Here is a 15,525-nt window from a genome sequence, read left to right as displayed (position 1 = left end):
TGGGGAGGGCGCGCGATTAATGCTCCGCCGTGCCGGTCCGCCGCCGCGCGATAGCATAGGCACGGTTAGCGCCCTCCGGATTTGGGGCTGGCGGGGGGCGGCGTCTCTTTCGGGGCCCAGGTATGTTCGACCATCACGAAATCAGTATCGGACGGATTGGCGAGCACACGCGCCGTCGCGCCGTCGCGCAGGATCTTGGTAACGATCGCCATCGGCGTTCCGGGGCGGTACAGGCCGCCCGAGCCTGAGGAGACCATGACGTCTCCGTTCTTGAGCGGATTGATGCCGAGATTGATCAGGCGGATGCGGATGGTGCCATCGCCATTGCCCTGGGCGAAGGCGGGCACCCCGTCTGTTGCCCGGCGCACCGGAACCAGGCTTTCCGTATCCGTAATCAGAAGGACCCGGGCGCTGGATGCGCCGGTCTCCAGAATGCGCCCGATCAAGCCGTCCGAAGAGCGTACCGGCATCCCCTTGGCGAGGCCATCGTTGCGTCCTGCATTGACGATGGCGAAACGCCGCGCGCTGGCGCTGGTGGAGCGTGTCAGCCGCGCGAAGGCCACAGGTGCGCTCCCCGTGCCCTTAAGCCCCAGCAGTTTCTTGAGGCGCCGGTTTTCCGCGGCGGTGGCTTCCGCTTCGACAAGCCGTACTTTGGCTTCGGCCAGTTCGCGCTTCAGACGGGCGTGCTCACGCCCCGAAGTGAAGAAGCCGGTAATACTGTCTACTGTGTGCCTGCCGAAGGAACGGCTCACGGCGGCGGCGTCCCCGGCAGGCGCAGTAACATCGGCAGCCGCGCTGCGCACGCTGGCAAAGGCACCGGGGCTGACGATGGATAGGGCGAGCAACACCAACCCCACCACAACGGCCACTGCGCCGGCAGTATAACTCAAGAACGTCGAATACTGCGCTCTGCGGGAAAATCCGGAGCGCCGATTTGCAGGCGGTGCCATGCGCCATGCACTCCTGTATTTCTGGCGGCGGTCCCTTCAGGGCTGTCGCCGCTCCCTTAGCGACCTGTCAGGCGGACATCAGCACGCCGCGATACACCGGATCTTCCATCGCGCGGCCGGTGCCCAGCGCCACGCAGGACAGCGGATCTTCGGCCACGCTGACAGGCAGCCCGGTTTCCTCGCGAAGATAATCGTCAAGGCCCTGGATCAGCGCGCCGCCGCCCGTGAGCACGATGCCCTGATCAACGATGTCCGCAGCCAGTTCCGGCGCAGTGTTTTCCAGCGCGATGCGCACGCCTTCGATGATCGCGCCGATCGGTTCGGCCAGGGCTTCGGCGACATTCGCCTGGTTGATGGTGATTTCCTTGGGCACGCCGTTCACGAGGTCGCGGCCCTTGATGTGGATCGTCTCGCCGATACCGTCTTCGGGGACGACAGCGATGCCGTAGTCTTTCTTGATCCGCTCGGCCGTGGCGTCGCCGATCAGCAGGTTGTGGTGGCGGCGCACATAGGAGACGATCGCTTCGTCCATCTTGTCACCGCCCACGCGCACCGAAGTGGTGTAGGCAAGACCGCGCAGCGAAAGCACCGCGACTTCGGTGGTGCCGCCGCCGATATCGACCACCATCGAACCGACCGGTTCGGTAACGGGCATGTCGGCGCCGATCGCGGCGGCCATCGGTTCCAGGATCAGATAGACCTGGCTGGCACCCGCATTCGAGGCGGCGTCACGAATCGCGCGGCGTTCGACGGAAGTCGAGCCCGAAGGCACGCAGATCACGATTTCGGGGTAGCGGAACAGGTTCTTCTTGCCGTGCACCTTGCGGATGAAGTGCTTGATCATTTCTTCCGCGATTTCGATGTCCGCAATCACGCCGTCGCGCAGCGGGCGAATCGCCTCGATGTTGTCGGGCGTCTTGCCCATCATCATCTTGGCGTCATCGCCAACGGCCTTGACCTTCTTGATGCCATTGAGCGTTTCGATGGCAACGACCGAAGGTTCGTTGAGCACGATTCCGCGGTCCTGAACGTAGACGAGTGTATTGGCGGTCCCAAGGTCGATCGCCATGTTCTGGGAGCCTAGTTTGAAGAATCGCGAAAAGGGGCCGGCCATCTAAAATCCGTCATTTATCCAGTCGTTTGCCCGAGAATCCCCGGACCCGTCGACAGGCTGGTTGGCATGGAAGGGGCCCCCTTAGCCCATCGATTCGCGAAACGCCAAAATTTTGTGCCAATTTCCGGTGGGTTTCCGCAGGCGTCCGTCTCGAATTGAGGCCGTTTCATCGCTAGGTATTGCCGATGCCCACTATTCGCCGCCTTCCCGAACATCTCGTCAACCGGATCGCCGCCGGTGAAGTGGTCGAACGCCCTGCCTCCGCGCTCAAGGAAATTGTGGAAAATGCGATAGATGCGGGTGCCACGCAGGTCACTGTGCGGATCGCTTCCGGCGGCCTCGACATGATCGAAGTGACCGATGACGGCTGCGGCATGCGGCCGGACGAAATCGCGCTGGCGCTGGAACGCCATGCTACCTCGAAGTTACCCGACGAACATATCGAGCAAGTGCTGACACTCGGCTTTCGCGGCGAAGCGCTGCCCTCGATCGGATCGGTGGCGCGGCTGACGATCGAAAGCCGCCCGCACGATGCGGACGAGGGCTGGAAGCGCGTGGTCGATCATGGCGAAATTTCGCTCGATTCGCCCGCCGCCTTGCCGCCGGGAACGCGCATCCGGGTGGAGAACCTGTTCGGCAAAGTGCCTGCGCGCCGCAAATTTCTGCGCACTCCACGCTCGGAATATGCGGCCTGCCAGGATGTCGTACGCCGTCTTGCCATGGCCCGGCCCGACGTGGGTTTCGTGCTGGAGCATGACGGGCGCCGCGTGCTGGCGGTGCAGCCGCGCGAGGAATTGGCCGCACGCGTGGCCCGGCTCGTGGCGCGCGAACTGGCCGAGGACGGCGTCGTGATCGAAGCCGAGCGCGGCTCGGCGCGGCTTACCGGCGTGGCCGGTCTGCCGACGTTCAACCGGGGCGTGGCCGATCACCAGTACCTGTTCGTGAACGGGCGCCCGGTGAAGGACCGCCTGCTGGTGGGCGCGGTGCGCGGGGCCTATTCGGATATGCTCGCGCGCGACCGGCATGCCGTGCTGGCGCTGTTTCTGGAAATTCCGCCGGAAGAAGTGGACGTGAACGTCCATCCGGCCAAGACCGAAGTGCGCTTTCGCGATCCCGCCTTCGTGCGCGGGTTTCTGGTGGGCGCCTTGCGCCATGCCCTGGAAGGAGCAGGGCAGCGAAGCGCGCAGCCGCCGTCCGCGAGTGCCATGGGCAACTGGCAAGTGGAGCCGGTGGCCCCCGCAGCCGCGCCTGCCCCGGCGCTAGGATCGCTGTTCGCCCGCGAATATTCGGCTCCGCAAACCCGCGTGCCGCCGCGTGTTTCCGATGCCGGAGCGGCGTGGCGGTCCTATGAGGCGGAAGTCATGGCCGAGCCTGCGGCCCGTGCGGAACCGGCGGCCGGCGATGCCGAAGCAGAGGAAGCGCTGCATTACCCGCTGGGCGTGGCGCGCGGGCAGGTTTCGGACACTTATATCGTCGCCGAGGCGGACGACGGGCTGGTGATCGTCGATCAGCACGCCGCGCACGAGCGGCTCGTGCTGGAACGGCTCAAGGCGGCCGGTGCGGAAGATGCCATGGCCCGTTCGCAGGCGCTGCTGCTGCCCGAAGTCGTGGAACTGGAAGAGGCGGCCTGCGATGCGCTGGAGGACAAGCTGGCGGACCTTGCCCGCTTCGGCCTGGCGCTGGAACGTTTCGGGCCGGGCGCCATGCTGGTGCGCGCGGTTCCTTCCGTGCTGGGCAAGAGCGATGTTCACGCACTGGTGCGCGATGTCGCTGACGATCTGGCCCGCAACGGCGATGCGCTGCTGCTGGGTGAAAAGCTCGATCTCGTGCTGGCGACAATGGCCTGCCATGGCTCGGTGCGGGCAGGGCGCTCGCTTTCGGTGGCCGAGATGAACGCCTTGCTGCGCGAAATGGAGCGCACACCGCGCTCGGGCCAATGCAACCACGGCCGCCCCACATGGGTCAAGCTGGCCCATCAGGACATTGAGAAACTGTTCGGCCGGAAGTGATCAAGCGGGCGCGCAGGGAGCGCGCCTGCCGTCTTCAGTGGCGCAGCGCTTTCCTGAACGGGGCATCGTTGCCATCGGCGTCCGGCGCCGGGGGCAAGCTCAACAGGTCGCGCAGCAAGGGAGCGACATCGACATTGCCGAAAGGCGCGATTCGTCCTTCCGGGGCGATGGCCGGGCCGCTGGCAATGAACAATGCTGCCATTTCCGGCGCGGCATTGTCGTATCCGTGCGCGCCGCCCGTGTAAGGCTTGTCCGGTGCAGTGGCACCGATTTCCCATCCGACCTGGGCCAGGCAGAAGTAGGACGCAACGCGCGGATTGCTGCCGTAACGGAGGCGGGCCGGGATCTCGCCGCGCGGCCAGCACTGCATGTGGTCGTGCGGCTTGCGCAATGCGGCAGCGAGTTTGCCCTCGTTTCCGGGCGTCGGTTCAAGCGCGGCAAAAGGGCCCGTATCGACAATGCGGTAAAGCGCAGGATCGGCGATCGTATCGAGCGCGATGACCCGCTCGCTAGACACGGCGGCCATGCCATGGTCGGCGACCACGATCAGGTTGGCAGGCTGGTGCAGATCGCGCAGCCCCTGGACCAGCAGGCCGATGTACCGGTCCGCCTCCGCCAGCGCTTCATCCGTGCGCGGATCGTCCGGCCCGTATTCGTGCCCGGCATGGTCAATCGCATCGAAATAGAGCGTCAAAAAGCGGGGCCGGATCGTTTCCGGACGGCGCAGCCAGTCCAGCACCGTATTGACCCGCTGCTGCGGCGTGACCGCAGCGTCATAGTGCTGCCAGTCCTCTGGGCGTGTGCCGCCGATTTGTTCGGGCCAGGGGTTGCTGACCTGCTTGCCGCCCCATGCCACGTCCGATCCCGGCCAGAACATGGCGGCAGTGCGGATGCCTGCCTTTTCGGCCGTTACCCAGAGCGGCTCGGCCTCGTTCCACCAGAAGGGATCGGCATTGCCGGGGGCAAAGCGCTCGCCCGGACGGCGGGGATCTTCGAAATGATTGGCAACGATGCCGTTGTGATCCGGCGTCTTGCCCGTCACCAGCGCCCAATGGTTGGGGAAGGTCTTGCTGGGAAACGAGGGCCGCATCGCAGCGCTGATCCCGGCGTCCGCCAGCGCGGAAAGATGCGGGGTTACGCCGCGATCGAGATAGCTCGCCCGGAAACCGTCAATGGAAACCAGAATGACAACCGGAGGCTTCGGCGCTTCCGCAGCGGCAGGCAGGGCGGGCAACAGCGCGATCAGCGCGGCGGACAACAAGCGGATGAAAGACATGCTGGCCTATTGGCGCCTATGCGTGACTATTTGAAGTCTCCTGGAAAAATAACGCGATAGAGTTACTCCGGCCGCCCGATCGGACGGCCGGGGCTCCAGCCTTGAAACGCGCTCAGACGTTGAACTTGAAGTGCATCACGTCGCCGTCGTGCACGACATAGTCCTTGCCTTCCTGCCGCAGCTTGCCCGCCTCCTTGGCGCCGCTTTCGCCGCCCAGCGCGATGAAATCGTCGAAGGCAATGGTTTCGGCACGGATGAAGCCGCGCTGCATGTCGGAATGGATCTCGCCTGCGGCCTCGGGTGCCTTGGCGCCCTTGTGGACGGTCCAGGCGCGGGCCTCTTTCGGACCGACAGTGAAGAAGGTGAGCAGGTCGAGCAGTTCGTAACCGGCGCGGATGACGCGGGCGAGGCCGGTTTCGTGCAGGCCCATTTCCTCAAGGAAGATCATGCGCTCGTCCGCTTCCATGCCGACCAGCTCGGCCTCGATCGCGGCGGAAACGATAACCGCGGTGGCATTTTCCGCTGCCGCCTTTTCGAAGACGCGCTTGGAGAATGCGTTGCCCTCGGCAGCCGACTCTTCCTCGACGTTGCAGACGTAGAGCACCGGCTTTGCCGTCAGGAGCTGCGCCTGACGGAACACGCGGGCTTCCTCCTCGTCCCTGGGCTGGGTGAGGCGGGCGGGCTTGCCGTCGCGCAGAAGCTCCAGGGCCTGGCCGAGCACCGATACCGCGATCTTCGATTCCTTGTCGCCGCCGGCGGCGCGCTTCTGGGCCGCCGGCACGCGCTTTTCCAGGCTTTCGAGGTCGGACAGCAGCAGCTCGGTTTCCACCGTCTCGGCATCGGCCAGCGGATCGACCTTGTTGTCCACGTGCTGGATATCGTCGTTTTCAAAGCAGCGCAGCACGTGGATGATCGCATCCACCTCGCGGATGTTGCCGAGGAACTGGTTGCCCAGGCCTTCGCCCTTGGAGGCGCCGCGAACCAGCCCGGCAATGTCCACGAAGGAAAGCTGGGTGGGAATGATCTTCTGGCTGCCCGCCGTTGCGGCCAGCTTGTCGAGGCGCGGATCGGGCACGCCGACCTGGCCCACATTGGGCTCGATCGTGCAGAACGGATAGTTCGCCGCCTGCGCCGCCTGTGTCTCGGTCAGTGCATTGAACAAGGTCGACTTGCCGACATTGGGCAGGCCCACGATCCCGCAACGGAAACCCATGTGTAACTCCGGAAATGAAATTTGGCCGCCCATAGCGGCAGGGATCGGTCTTGGCCAGTTCGGTGAGAAAAGCCGGTGCGGATTGACGGAAATTTCAGCCCTTGGCTCTAGCGTCCGCGCCATGAACAGGATCATTCGATTGGCCATGCCGCTCGCCGCCCTGAGTCTCGCCGCCGGGTGCGGAGACAGTGCCGCAACCCTCCTTGGCAAAGCCCAGGGCAGCTTCGCCGCTCAGGATTATACCGCCGCCCGCAAGCAACTGGCCGAGGCCTTGCTGAAAGAGCCGGAGAACCCGAAGCTGCTGGCCTTGATGGTGCGCACGCAGTTGCATCTGGGCGATCCCGATGCCGCCGAAAGCGCGGTGAAGCGCCTTCGGCAGACAGGGGCGAAGGTTTCGGAGCTGCCGCTGATCAAGGCCCAGATCGCTCTGATGCGCGGCCAGGCGAAAGAGGCGCTCACCCTGGCCAGCGATGATACCACGATCGATGGCTGGCGCATCCGGGCCACCGCGCAACTGGCGCTGGGCAATCCCGCAAAAGCCGAAACGGCGTTTAAGAACGGCATGGCGGCCGGTGACGATATCCGGCTGGCGGAGGCCTATGCGCGCTTCAAGCTGATGTCGAACGATACTTCCGGCGCGGCCACAGTGCTGAAGCGGATGGAGAAAATGGCACCGGACGCTTTTGAAACGCTGGTTCTGGCGGGGGACCTTGCCGCCGCCCGCGGGCAGACGGATCTGGCTATCGACGGCTACCGCAAGGTTCTCAAGGCCTATCCGGGCCGCGTGGCGCCGATGATTGCCCTGGCCAATCAGTACGACGCCAAGGGCAAGATCGACGAGGCGGAGAAACTGGTGGAGCAGGCCGGAAAGCTTGCGCCGGACAGCACCGAAGTCGAGGCGCTCAAGTATCAATTGCTGGCCGAGAAGGGTGAGTGGGAAAAGATCCGGCTTGGCCTGCAGGGGCAGGAATCGCAGCTGGACCCCGGATCCGGTCTGCAGATGCGCTATGCGGAGGCACTGCTGCGGCTTGGTCATGCACAGCAGGCCAGGGTGCTGTTCAGCCGCGCCGTACTGGCGCTGCCGGGAAATCCCTATTCGCGCATGATGCTGGGCGAAGCGCAATTGGCGTCGGGCGATGCCGAAAGCGCCTGGGCCACGCTGAAGCCGCTGGCCGCCAGCACGCTGGCCCGGCCCCAATTGCTGGAAAGTGCCTTAAAGGCAGCTCGGGCCGCCGGAGCTCCCGAGGCTGAGAGCCTGCGCGCGCGCCTGGAGCCGGCCAGGCTCAACGCCACCAAGGCGCTCGTCGCCAAAGGTGACATGGCCGTGATGCACCACGACTGGAACGCGGTGCGCACCATTTACAGCCAGCTTTTGCAGCAGGGTGAAGACCCGGAAGTGCTCAAGAGACTGGCTCTTGCCGCCAGCAACCTTGGCCAGGTGCCGGAGGCCGTCAGCTATGCGGACCGGGCGCTGGCCGTATCTCCAAACAATCCGGACTATCTCTATCTGGCAGGGCTGGTGCGGCTCGACGGTGATCACGATCTTCCCGGTGCCCGGCGCCTGCTGGAAGAAGCTGCCGCTGCCGATCCGCGCAACACTGTGATCGCGCGCGCTCTGGAAAGAGCGAAAGCCGCCGCCGGGTAAACCGGCAGCGGCTTCGTTTCCCCGGACATGACGGGAGCTGCAGGTCCGGGCGAAGTCCCTATAAGGCCAGCCCCGCGATGGGCACTTGGAGCGGCCGGGAAAGCGCTAAATCAGCGGCGCGCTTTGCGGCGGCGGGCATAGCCCAGGCCGAGCAGCCCCATGCCCATCATGCCAAGCATGCCCGGTTCGGGAACCGAGGTGCCGCCCGAGGAAGACGTGGTGGTGCCGCCGGACGTCGTGGTGGTGCCACCCGAAGTCGTCGTGCCGCCCGAGGTGGTCGTGGTGCCGCCGGACGTCGTGGTGGTGCCGCCCGAAGTCGTCGTGCCGCAGTAGGACGAACCGGTCGAGTCGCCGCAGTTGCAGTAGTGCGTGTGCTTGGGCCAGCCCCAGGTGGCCATGGCAGGCGTGCTGATGGCCAGCGTGGAACCAGCGGCCAGCGTGAGAGCGAGGAAGGTCTTGCGGATCATGTTGAGTACCCCTTGAATTTACAGAACACGAATTGGTTGCCGCCATTCTTCGCAAGCGGCGTGCCAAGTGGAGTTTTTCAGGGATCTTGACGGTTAACGGGTTTGAGAACCCATTCGATCTGTAAGCTAACTCGACACATTTTACGCTTAGTCACGCCTAACCGGCAGAAAATCCGGAGCTGGGCGGCGTGTATAAATTCCAGCTTGAATAGCAGGCCTCCCTACTCGTCATGCTGAACTTGTTTCAGCATCCAGCGTGCCGCTTCACCGGCATTTGGATTGATACGCCGTGCTCTTCTTCAGGATCTTGCTTGGCATCGTCGCGTCACATACCAACAGAAGGGCAAAGCGCTTGATAGCCCCTGAAACAAGTTCAGGGTGACGATTTTGGCATGGGTAGGGTAGGGCTGCAATGCCGCCTGGAGTGCAGGACTTAGGCACTGTCCTGCTGGCGCAAGGCGACATCGTTCATGAAACGCGCATCCTCGCCTGCGGCCAGCCTGTCTGCTTCGCCTGCGATGGCGCCCAGCATGTCTGCCAGCGAATCCATTTCGGCCTTGGCGAAGTTGCCGAGCACATAGCCCGTCACCCGGTCCTTGTGCCCGGGATGGCCAATGCCCAGCCGCACGCGGCGAAAGTCCGCGCCGAGGTGCTGGCCGATCGAGCGCAGGCCATTGTGGCCGGCATGGCCGCCGCCTTGCTTCACCTTGACCTTGAACGGGGCGAGATCAAGTTCGTCGTGAAACACGGTAAGGTCTTGCAGGTCCAGCTTGTAGAAGCGCATGGCCTCGCCGACCGAACGCCCGCTTTCATTCATGAAAGTCGCGGGTTTGAGCAGCAGGATCTTCTCGCTGCCGATCCGGCCTTCCTGCAGCCAGCCCTGGAACTTCTTCTGGACCGGGCCGAAGCCATGCACTTCGGCAATGGTGTCCGTTGCCATGAAGCCCACGTTGTGGCGCTGCATCGCATATTGCGGACCGGGGTTTCCGAGGCCGACCCAAAGCTGCATGGCAAATCCGTATCCGTAGAAAAAAGAAAGGCCCTTTCCGCGCGCCGGTATGCCGGGGCGGAAAGGGCCGTTTCAAGCCTGAATGGCTTATTCGGCTTCTTCTTCGCCTTCGGTCTTGGTCGTGTCGCCTTCCGAGCTCTTGAGAGCCGAGGGCGCCGCGATCGTCGCGATGGTGAAGTCACGATCGGTGATCGCCGATTCGACACCGGCGGGAACCTTCACGTGGCTGAAGTGGATCGATTCACCCACGTCGAAGCCGGTGACGTCGATCACGATTTCGTCGGGAATCTTGTCTGCCGGGCAGATCAGTTCCAGCTCGTGACGCACGACGTTGAGCACGCCGCCACGCTTGAGGCCGGGCGAAAGCTCTTCGTTGGCGAACGAAACGGGCACGTTCACGTGAACGGTCGCACCCTTGGCAAGGCGCAGAAAGTCAGCGTGAAGCGGACGGTCGGAGACGGGGTGGAAGGCAACGTCCTTCGGCAGGGTGCGAACCTTCTTGCCGCCCACTTCGACTTCGACGATCGAGTTGAAGAAGTGGCCGGTCATGAGCTGACGGGTCAGCTCCTTTTCCTCGACGTGGATGGCGAGGGGTTCTTCATTGGCACCGTAGACGACGGCGGGAACGCGGCCTTCGCGACGCAGGGCACGGGAGGCTCCCTTGCCCGCCCGTTCGCGCGTCTCGGCCGGCAGGGTAAGCTGATCGCTCATAGGACTTGCCTTTCGAAAACTGGATAAATTCCGGCTCCGAGCTGCGAATTCAGCCGGTGCCGTCCGTCACGCCTCCAGGGATGACCATGACAGAGAGGGCGCGCCCTTACGCGCAAATGGGCATGAAAGCAAGCATTGAGCGTACCCTGCAGCTATTCGATCCGCGTAACCTTGAACCCTTGCTGTTCCAGCATGGCGGGCAGGCCGTCAGGACCGGCCATGTGCGCAGCCCCCACGGCTACGAACGGCTTCTTTCCGGCGCGAAGAGTGCTGGCAATCCGCGCAGTCCAGCGCAGGTTCCGCCCGGTAAAAAGCGCTGCGCGCAAGCCCGGGTCCGCCAGAAGGCCAGTGCGGGTTTCCTGTTCGATGGCCTTCATGTCCCCCTTGCGCCATGCGGCGGGCAAATCGAGGTCCGGTTTGTCCGCTTCCTTCACCACGACGTCCAGCAGGTTGCGCTGCTCCTTTTCCGGCAGGGCATCGAAGATTCCCAGCTGTCTGGCAGCACCTTCCAGTTCGACGACCGGCCGCCCGTTGGCCCGGGCAATGACCGCCCGGTCTACGCCATAGCGGGGATCGCTTCCATCGTTGTCCTGCCGGACGATCGTCAGCGCTGCTGCCCAGGTGTCCACTGCCGCGAAATCGCCATCGTGAAAGCCCGTGCGCTTGAGCAAGGCGGCAAGGGCAGGGCGCTCCGCCGGGGCGATGCGCTGGGACAGGGGCGGTTGCCCTTCGCTCTTCGCCAGCCTCGCGAATGTGGCGCCGACGGCTGCCTCGTCCGCGATATTGGCGACTTCCACCATGATCGTGCCGGCATCGGCCAGTGCCGCGCGCACGGACGGCGTTTCCCATTCGATCGGGCGGGGGGCGCTGTGGATGGTGCCGAACAACCATCCTTCCTGCCCGTTCGCGCTTTCGACATGCCACAGGGCTGGATCGGCCGGTTGCGGCTGCGAGGCGCAGCCCAGCAGCAGGAATGCCGAAACGATGAGGACCCAGCAGCGCATGGCCGGTTACTGTACCCTTTCGGAAGAAATGCCGTCCCGGGCCAACTGATCCTGCACGCTGCCTTCACCCGCAAGATGGCCGGCGCCGACCGCGATAAAGACCGTGCCCGGCTTTTTCAGGCGGGTTTCGATCCACTTGGCCCAATGGGCATTGCGATCGGTCAGCAGGACCTTACGCAAGTCGGGATCGTCTTCCTCCTCGTTGAGCAGATGGGCGAGCTTGTCCGCCTTTCCGGCTTTCCATGCCGTGACGATGGCCCCGATATCGGATTTGACGGTCGGCAGGGCGTCGAGCACTTCATCCAGATAGCGGCGTTGGGTTTCCTGTGGCAGGTTGTCGAACAGCGAAATCTGATATTCCGGGCTTTCGAGCGCCTCGTTCGGCATCTGGCGTGCCTTGGCCATGGCGCCGATCTGGGTGTCGATGCCGCTTTCCAGATTGTAGCCCGAGGTTTTAAGCGGGATCAGCGTGAGCATCAGCGCGGCGAACCAGGTGTCGTTGCGGTCGAAAGCCTGCGGCGGCAGGCCCAGCGAGCCCATCCCTGCCTCGTAAGCGGCGCGCTCCTTTTCATCGAGAGTATCGCGCAGGGCCTTGCCGTCTTCGCGCAGGCTTTGCTGGATGATGGCGGCCTGCGAATCCTGCGTCTTGTCGATGGGAATTTCGGTCACAAGCTCGCTGGACGCGTCAAAGGCCTTGGCAATGGGGCCTGCATACCACGCAACGTTTTCCGGCAGGATATGGATCGTGCCGAACAGCCAGATCGTGGTGTCATCGTCGGCCACCTTCCACAGCGCAGGGCGGGCCGGGGGCGCCGATTCCGCGGTGGAGGATGCCGGAGTTGCATCTTCGGCGGCTGCGGGCAGGGCGGAGAACAGGGCGAACGCGCAAGCGGCGCCGCACAGAACGTTTTTCATGATGCTCATAGACATAACGTTGCAGGACAAAGGCCAAACGCAAGCTTAATGCAAGCCTGCGCTGACTGCGGCCGCTTGCGTGGTTGATTTGAACCGCCCGATCCGCCAAAGGCCGCGCAACCAAGAACTCTACGGAATTTTCCATGTCTGCCGCCGCGAAAGAGCCGCTCAGCTTCCAGGACATGATCCTGACGCTCCACAATTTCTGGAGCGCGCAGGGGTGCCTGATCCTTCAGCCTTACGACATGCGCGTGGGTGCGGGTACGTTCCACCCGGCCACCACGCTGCGCTCGCTGGGCCCGGAGCCATGGAAGGCCGCTTACGTGCAGCCCTCGCGCCGCCCCACGGACGGCCGCTATGGCGAGAACCCGAACCGGCTGCAGCACTATTACCAGTATCAGGTGATCCTGAAGCCGAACCCGGACAATCTGCAGGAACTCTACCTGCAGAGCCTCGCCGCGATCGGTATCGATCCGCTGATGCACGATATCCGTTTCGTGGAGGACGACTGGGAAAGCCCGACGCTGGGCGCCTGGGGCCTGGGCTGGGAAGTCTGGTGCGACGGGATGGAAGTGACGCAGTTCACCTATTTCCAGCAAGTCGGCGGATACGATTGCAAGCCGGTTTCGGGCGAGCTGACTTACGGGCTCGAACGTCTGGCAATGTATATTCAGGGCGTGGACTGGGTCTATGACCTCAAGTTCAACAACGACGGCGTTACATATGGCGACGTGTTCCTTGCCAACGAACAGCAGCAGTCGAAATACAACTTCGAAGTAGCCGATACCGATCAGCTCTTCAAAGGCTTCCAGCATGCAGAGGCGGAATGCCAGCGCTGCATCGAGGCGGAAATCCCGCTTGCGGCCTACGATCAGGCGATCGAAGCCTCGCACTTGTTCAACCTGCTGCAGGCGCGCGGCGTGATCTCCGTGCAGGAACGCGCCAGCTACATCGGCCGCGTGCGCGATCTCGCCAAGGGATCGGCGCAGGCCCTGATCGAGAAGAACAAAGACGAATGGGAAGCCAAGTTCCCGGGGTGGACGGCATGACGGATTTTCTGCTCGAACTGCGCTCGCAGGAAATTCCCGCTCGCATGCAGGCTGGCGCGCGCGCCGATCTGGAAAAGCTGTTCCGCAAGGAAATGGACGCCGTGGGCGTTGTGCCGGGCAAGATCACGGTGTGGTCGACCCCGCGTCGCCTCGCTCTGATCGCGGAAGGCCTGCCCGCCTCTACCGAGGCCGTGCGCGAGGAAACCAAGGGTCCCGCCACCAGCGCCCCCGAACAGGCGCTGGAAGGCTTCCTGCGCAAGACCGGGCTGACGAAAGACCAGCTCGAAGTCCGCGAGATCAAGGGCAAGGAAACTTACTTCGCCGTGGTCGAAAAGCCGGGCCGTGCAGTGAAGGACGTGCTGGCAGAGGCGATCCCCGCCATCGTGCGCGCGTTCCCCTGGCCCAAGTCGATGCGCTGGGGGGCGAGCTCGCTCAGCCCGGAATCGGTGCGCTGGGTGCGTCCGCTCTCCGGCATCGTCGCGATCTTCGGTGAGGACCTGGTGGAATGCGAAGTGGGCGGCGTGACGTCCGGCTTTGCCACCAAAGGCCACCGCTTCCATCACCCCGATGAAATCACCATCGGCAGCCCCCATGACTATGCTGAAAAGCTGCGCGCCTGCCACGTTCTGGTGGACCACGAGGAACGTCAGACGATCGTGCGCGAAAAGGCCCGCGAAGCTGCGGCTGCCGCCGGCCTGACGCTGGTCGAGGACGAAGGTCTGGTGATCGAGAACGCGGGCCTGACCGAATGGCCGGTGCCACTGCTCGGCCGCTTCGACGAGGCATTCCTCGAAGTGCCGCCCGAAGTGATCCAGCTTACCGCGCGCGTGAACCAGAAGTATTTCGTGTGCGAGGACAGCGCTGGCAAGCTGGCCAACGCCTTCGTCTGCACCGCCAATATCGCCGCCACCGATGGCGGCGAGGCGATTGTCGCGGGCAACCGCAAGGTGCTCGCCGCCCGCCTGTCCGATGCGCGCTTTTTCTGGGAGCAGGACAAGAAGACGAGCCTGCGCGTCCAGAACCGTAAGCTGGAACGGATCACGTTCCACGAAAAGCTCGGTACGCTGGACGACAAGGTCGATCGCGTGGCGAAGCTGGCAGACTGGCTGGTCTTTGATGCGAAGGCGCCCAATGGCGATCACAAACTGGCACGGATGGCCGCTGAACTGTGCAAGGCCGACCTGGTTACGGAGATGGTCGGCGAATTTCCCGAACTGCAAGGCCTGATGGGCGGGTACTATGCTTCGGCTGAAGGGCTCCCGTCCGAAGTCGCCGAAGCCATTCGCGACCACTACAAGCCGGTCGGCCAGAACGACGAAGTGCCCACGGCGCCCACAACAGTGGCTGTCAGCCTTGCCGACAAGCTCGACAATCTGTTCAGCTTCTTCAAGATCGGCATCCTGCCGACGGGTTCCAAAGATCCCTTTGCTCTGCGCCGCGCGGCGCTCGGCTATCTGCGTCTGGTACAGGCAAACAAGCTTGAACTGTCGCTCGACACAGTGGTCCACGCCTGGGAAAGCAGGCCGAACCCGGCCCTCGCGGAAAAAGTCGCTGAGTTCCTGCTCGACCGGCTCGGGGTGCAGCTTCGCGAAGAAGGGGTTCGTTATGACTACATTGCCTCTTCCCGCGATTGGCAGGGGCAGGTGGACATGCGGCTCGACCGGGTTGAGGCCCGGGCCCGGGCTCTGACCTCGTTCCTGCAGACCGAGGATGGCTCCAATCTGCTCGCCGGATACAAACGCGCTGCCAACATCCTCAAGAAAGAGGACTGGAAAGGCGCGGCAGCCGGGAATGGCACGCTCCTGGAGCGCTCCGGTGATGAGGATCCGCTCGAAAACGTCGATGATCCGGACATGACCGAGGTCTACGCGGCCGAGATCGCGGCGCAGAAAACGCCGTCCTACGTGCCCGAACCGGCAGAGAAGGCACTAATCGAGGCGCTCGACAACGCAGCCCCTCAGGCTGCCGCTGCCGTCGCCAAGGAAGACTTCGCTGGCGCGATGGCGGCCTTGGCCTCGCTCAGGAAGCCCATCGATGCGTTTTTCGAGGATGTGACGGTCAACGATGCCGATCCCGCCAAGAGAACAACACGTCTCGCACTGCTTGATCGCTTCCGTGTTGCAGTGCACAATGTTGCAGATTTCGCAAGAATCGAGGGGTAGG

The 15,525-nt window shown here is 63.8% G+C and carries 13 protein-coding genes; 4 read left to right on the top strand and 9 right to left on the bottom strand.

The features are described 5' to 3' along the window. Positions 1-65: 65 nt before the first annotated feature. Complete coding sequence (locus MTR66_RS06215; protein WP_243918788.1) at positions 66-890, bottom strand: rod shape-determining protein MreC; 825 nt, start codon at positions 888-890, stop codon at positions 66-68. 127 nt (positions 891-1,017) lie between these two features. Continuing rightward, entirely contained in the window at positions 1,018-2,064 is a 1,047-nt protein-coding gene (locus MTR66_RS06210; RefSeq protein WP_243918786.1) for a rod shape-determining protein, read from the bottom strand. 185 nt (positions 2,065-2,249) lie between these two features. Between MTR66_RS06210 and mutL the strand changes: the two genes are divergently transcribed. Continuing rightward, positions 2,250-4,073 carry a DNA mismatch repair endonuclease MutL gene (mutL, locus tag MTR66_RS06205; protein WP_243918784.1) on the top strand — a complete coding sequence of 608 codons (1,824 nt, stop codon included), beginning with the start codon at positions 2,250-2,252 and terminating at the stop codon, positions 4,071-4,073. Positions 4,074-4,107: 34 nt separating this feature from the next. Here mutL and MTR66_RS06200 read toward each other — a convergent pair whose 3' ends face one another. Both MTR66_RS06200 and ychF read right to left on the bottom strand, forming a co-directional pair. Continuing rightward, positions 4,108-5,349: an alkaline phosphatase family protein gene (locus MTR66_RS06200; protein ID WP_243918782.1), complete on the bottom strand. Its 1,242-nt coding sequence runs from the start codon at positions 5,347-5,349 to the stop codon at positions 4,108-4,110. Positions 5,350-5,461: 112 nt separating this feature from the next. Further along, positions 5,462-6,562, bottom strand: coding sequence for a redox-regulated ATPase YchF (gene ychF, locus MTR66_RS06195; RefSeq protein WP_243918780.1), 1,101 nt, complete (start codon positions 6,560-6,562; stop codon positions 5,462-5,464). Positions 6,563-6,683: 121 nt separating this feature from the next. Between ychF and MTR66_RS06190 the strand changes: the two genes are divergently transcribed. After that, positions 6,684-8,207, top strand: coding sequence for a tetratricopeptide repeat protein (locus MTR66_RS06190; RefSeq protein WP_243918778.1), 1,524 nt, complete (start codon positions 6,684-6,686; stop codon positions 8,205-8,207). A 110-nt stretch (positions 8,208-8,317) separates the two neighbouring features. Here MTR66_RS06190 and MTR66_RS06185 read toward each other — a convergent pair whose 3' ends face one another. From MTR66_RS06185 to MTR66_RS06165, 5 genes are all read right to left on the bottom strand, one after another. Then, positions 8,318-8,674, bottom strand: coding sequence for a PEP-CTERM sorting domain-containing protein (locus MTR66_RS06185; RefSeq protein WP_243918776.1), 357 nt, complete (start codon positions 8,672-8,674; stop codon positions 8,318-8,320). A gap of 433 nt (positions 8,675-9,107) precedes the next feature. Then, positions 9,108-9,683 carry an aminoacyl-tRNA hydrolase gene (gene pth, locus MTR66_RS06180; RefSeq protein WP_243918774.1) on the bottom strand — a complete coding sequence of 192 codons (576 nt, stop codon included), beginning with the start codon at positions 9,681-9,683 and terminating at the stop codon, positions 9,108-9,110. 87 nt (positions 9,684-9,770) lie between these two features. Next, positions 9,771-10,394, bottom strand: coding sequence for a 50S ribosomal protein L25/general stress protein Ctc (locus tag MTR66_RS06175; protein WP_243918772.1), 624 nt, complete (start codon positions 10,392-10,394; stop codon positions 9,771-9,773). A gap of 152 nt (positions 10,395-10,546) precedes the next feature. Beyond that, positions 10,547-11,398 carry a TraB/GumN family protein gene (locus MTR66_RS06170; RefSeq protein WP_243918770.1) on the bottom strand — a complete coding sequence of 284 codons (852 nt, stop codon included), beginning with the start codon at positions 11,396-11,398 and terminating at the stop codon, positions 10,547-10,549. 6 nt (positions 11,399-11,404) lie between these two features. Continuing rightward, a complete protein-coding gene (locus tag MTR66_RS06165; protein ID WP_243918769.1) occupies positions 11,405-12,322 on the bottom strand; it encodes a TraB/GumN family protein in 918 nt (305 codons plus the stop codon). Positions 12,323-12,456: 134 nt separating this feature from the next. Here MTR66_RS06165 and MTR66_RS06160 point away from each other — a divergent pair, with 134 nt between their 5' ends. Then, positions 12,457-13,362, top strand: a complete 906-nt coding sequence (locus MTR66_RS06160) for a glycine--tRNA ligase subunit alpha (RefSeq protein WP_243918767.1) — start codon at positions 12,457-12,459, stop codon at positions 13,360-13,362. After that, positions 13,359-15,524, top strand: a complete 2,166-nt coding sequence (gene glyS, locus MTR66_RS06155) for a glycine--tRNA ligase subunit beta (protein ID WP_243918765.1) — start codon at positions 13,359-13,361, stop codon at positions 15,522-15,524. Before MTR66_RS06160 ends, glyS begins: the two co-directional genes overlap by 4 nt. Position 15,525 lies beyond the last annotated feature (1 nt).

Origin of the sequence: Novosphingobium beihaiense (assembly GCF_022832375.1) — a bacterium.
Classification (GTDB): domain Bacteria; phylum Pseudomonadota; class Alphaproteobacteria; order Sphingomonadales; family Sphingomonadaceae; genus Novosphingobium; species Novosphingobium beihaiensis.
This window is presented reverse-complemented; position numbering and strand designations above follow the sequence as displayed.

Coding starts and splice junctions, on each gene's coding strand:
- MTR66_RS06210 (WP_243918786.1), bottom strand. CDS start 2,064: ATGGCCGGCCCCTTTTCGCGATTCTTCAAACTAGGCTCCCAGAACATG.
- mutL (WP_243918784.1), top strand. CDS start 2,250: ATGCCCACTATTCGCCGCCTTCCCGAACATCTCGTCAACCGGATCGCC.
- MTR66_RS06200 (WP_243918782.1), bottom strand. CDS start 5,349: ATGTCTTTCATCCGCTTGTTGTCCGCCGCGCTGATCGCGCTGTTGCCC.
- ychF (WP_243918780.1), bottom strand. CDS start 6,562: ATGGGTTTCCGTTGCGGGATCGTGGGCCTGCCCAATGTCGGCAAGTCG.
- MTR66_RS06190 (WP_243918778.1), top strand. CDS start 6,684: ATGAACAGGATCATTCGATTGGCCATGCCGCTCGCCGCCCTGAGTCTC.
- MTR66_RS06185 (WP_243918776.1), bottom strand. CDS start 8,674: ATGATCCGCAAGACCTTCCTCGCTCTCACGCTGGCCGCTGGTTCCACG.
- pth (WP_243918774.1), bottom strand. CDS start 9,683: ATGCAGCTTTGGGTCGGCCTCGGAAACCCCGGTCCGCAATATGCGATG.
- MTR66_RS06175 (WP_243918772.1), bottom strand. CDS start 10,394: ATGAGCGATCAGCTTACCCTGCCGGCCGAGACGCGCGAACGGGCGGGC.
- MTR66_RS06170 (WP_243918770.1), bottom strand. CDS start 11,398: ATGCGCTGCTGGGTCCTCATCGTTTCGGCATTCCTGCTGCTGGGCTGC.
- MTR66_RS06165 (WP_243918769.1), bottom strand. CDS start 12,322: ATGAGCATCATGAAAAACGTTCTGTGCGGCGCCGCTTGCGCGTTCGCC.
- MTR66_RS06160 (WP_243918767.1), top strand. CDS start 12,457: ATGTCTGCCGCCGCGAAAGAGCCGCTCAGCTTCCAGGACATGATCCTG.
- glyS (WP_243918765.1), top strand. CDS start 13,359: ATGACGGATTTTCTGCTCGAACTGCGCTCGCAGGAAATTCCCGCTCGC.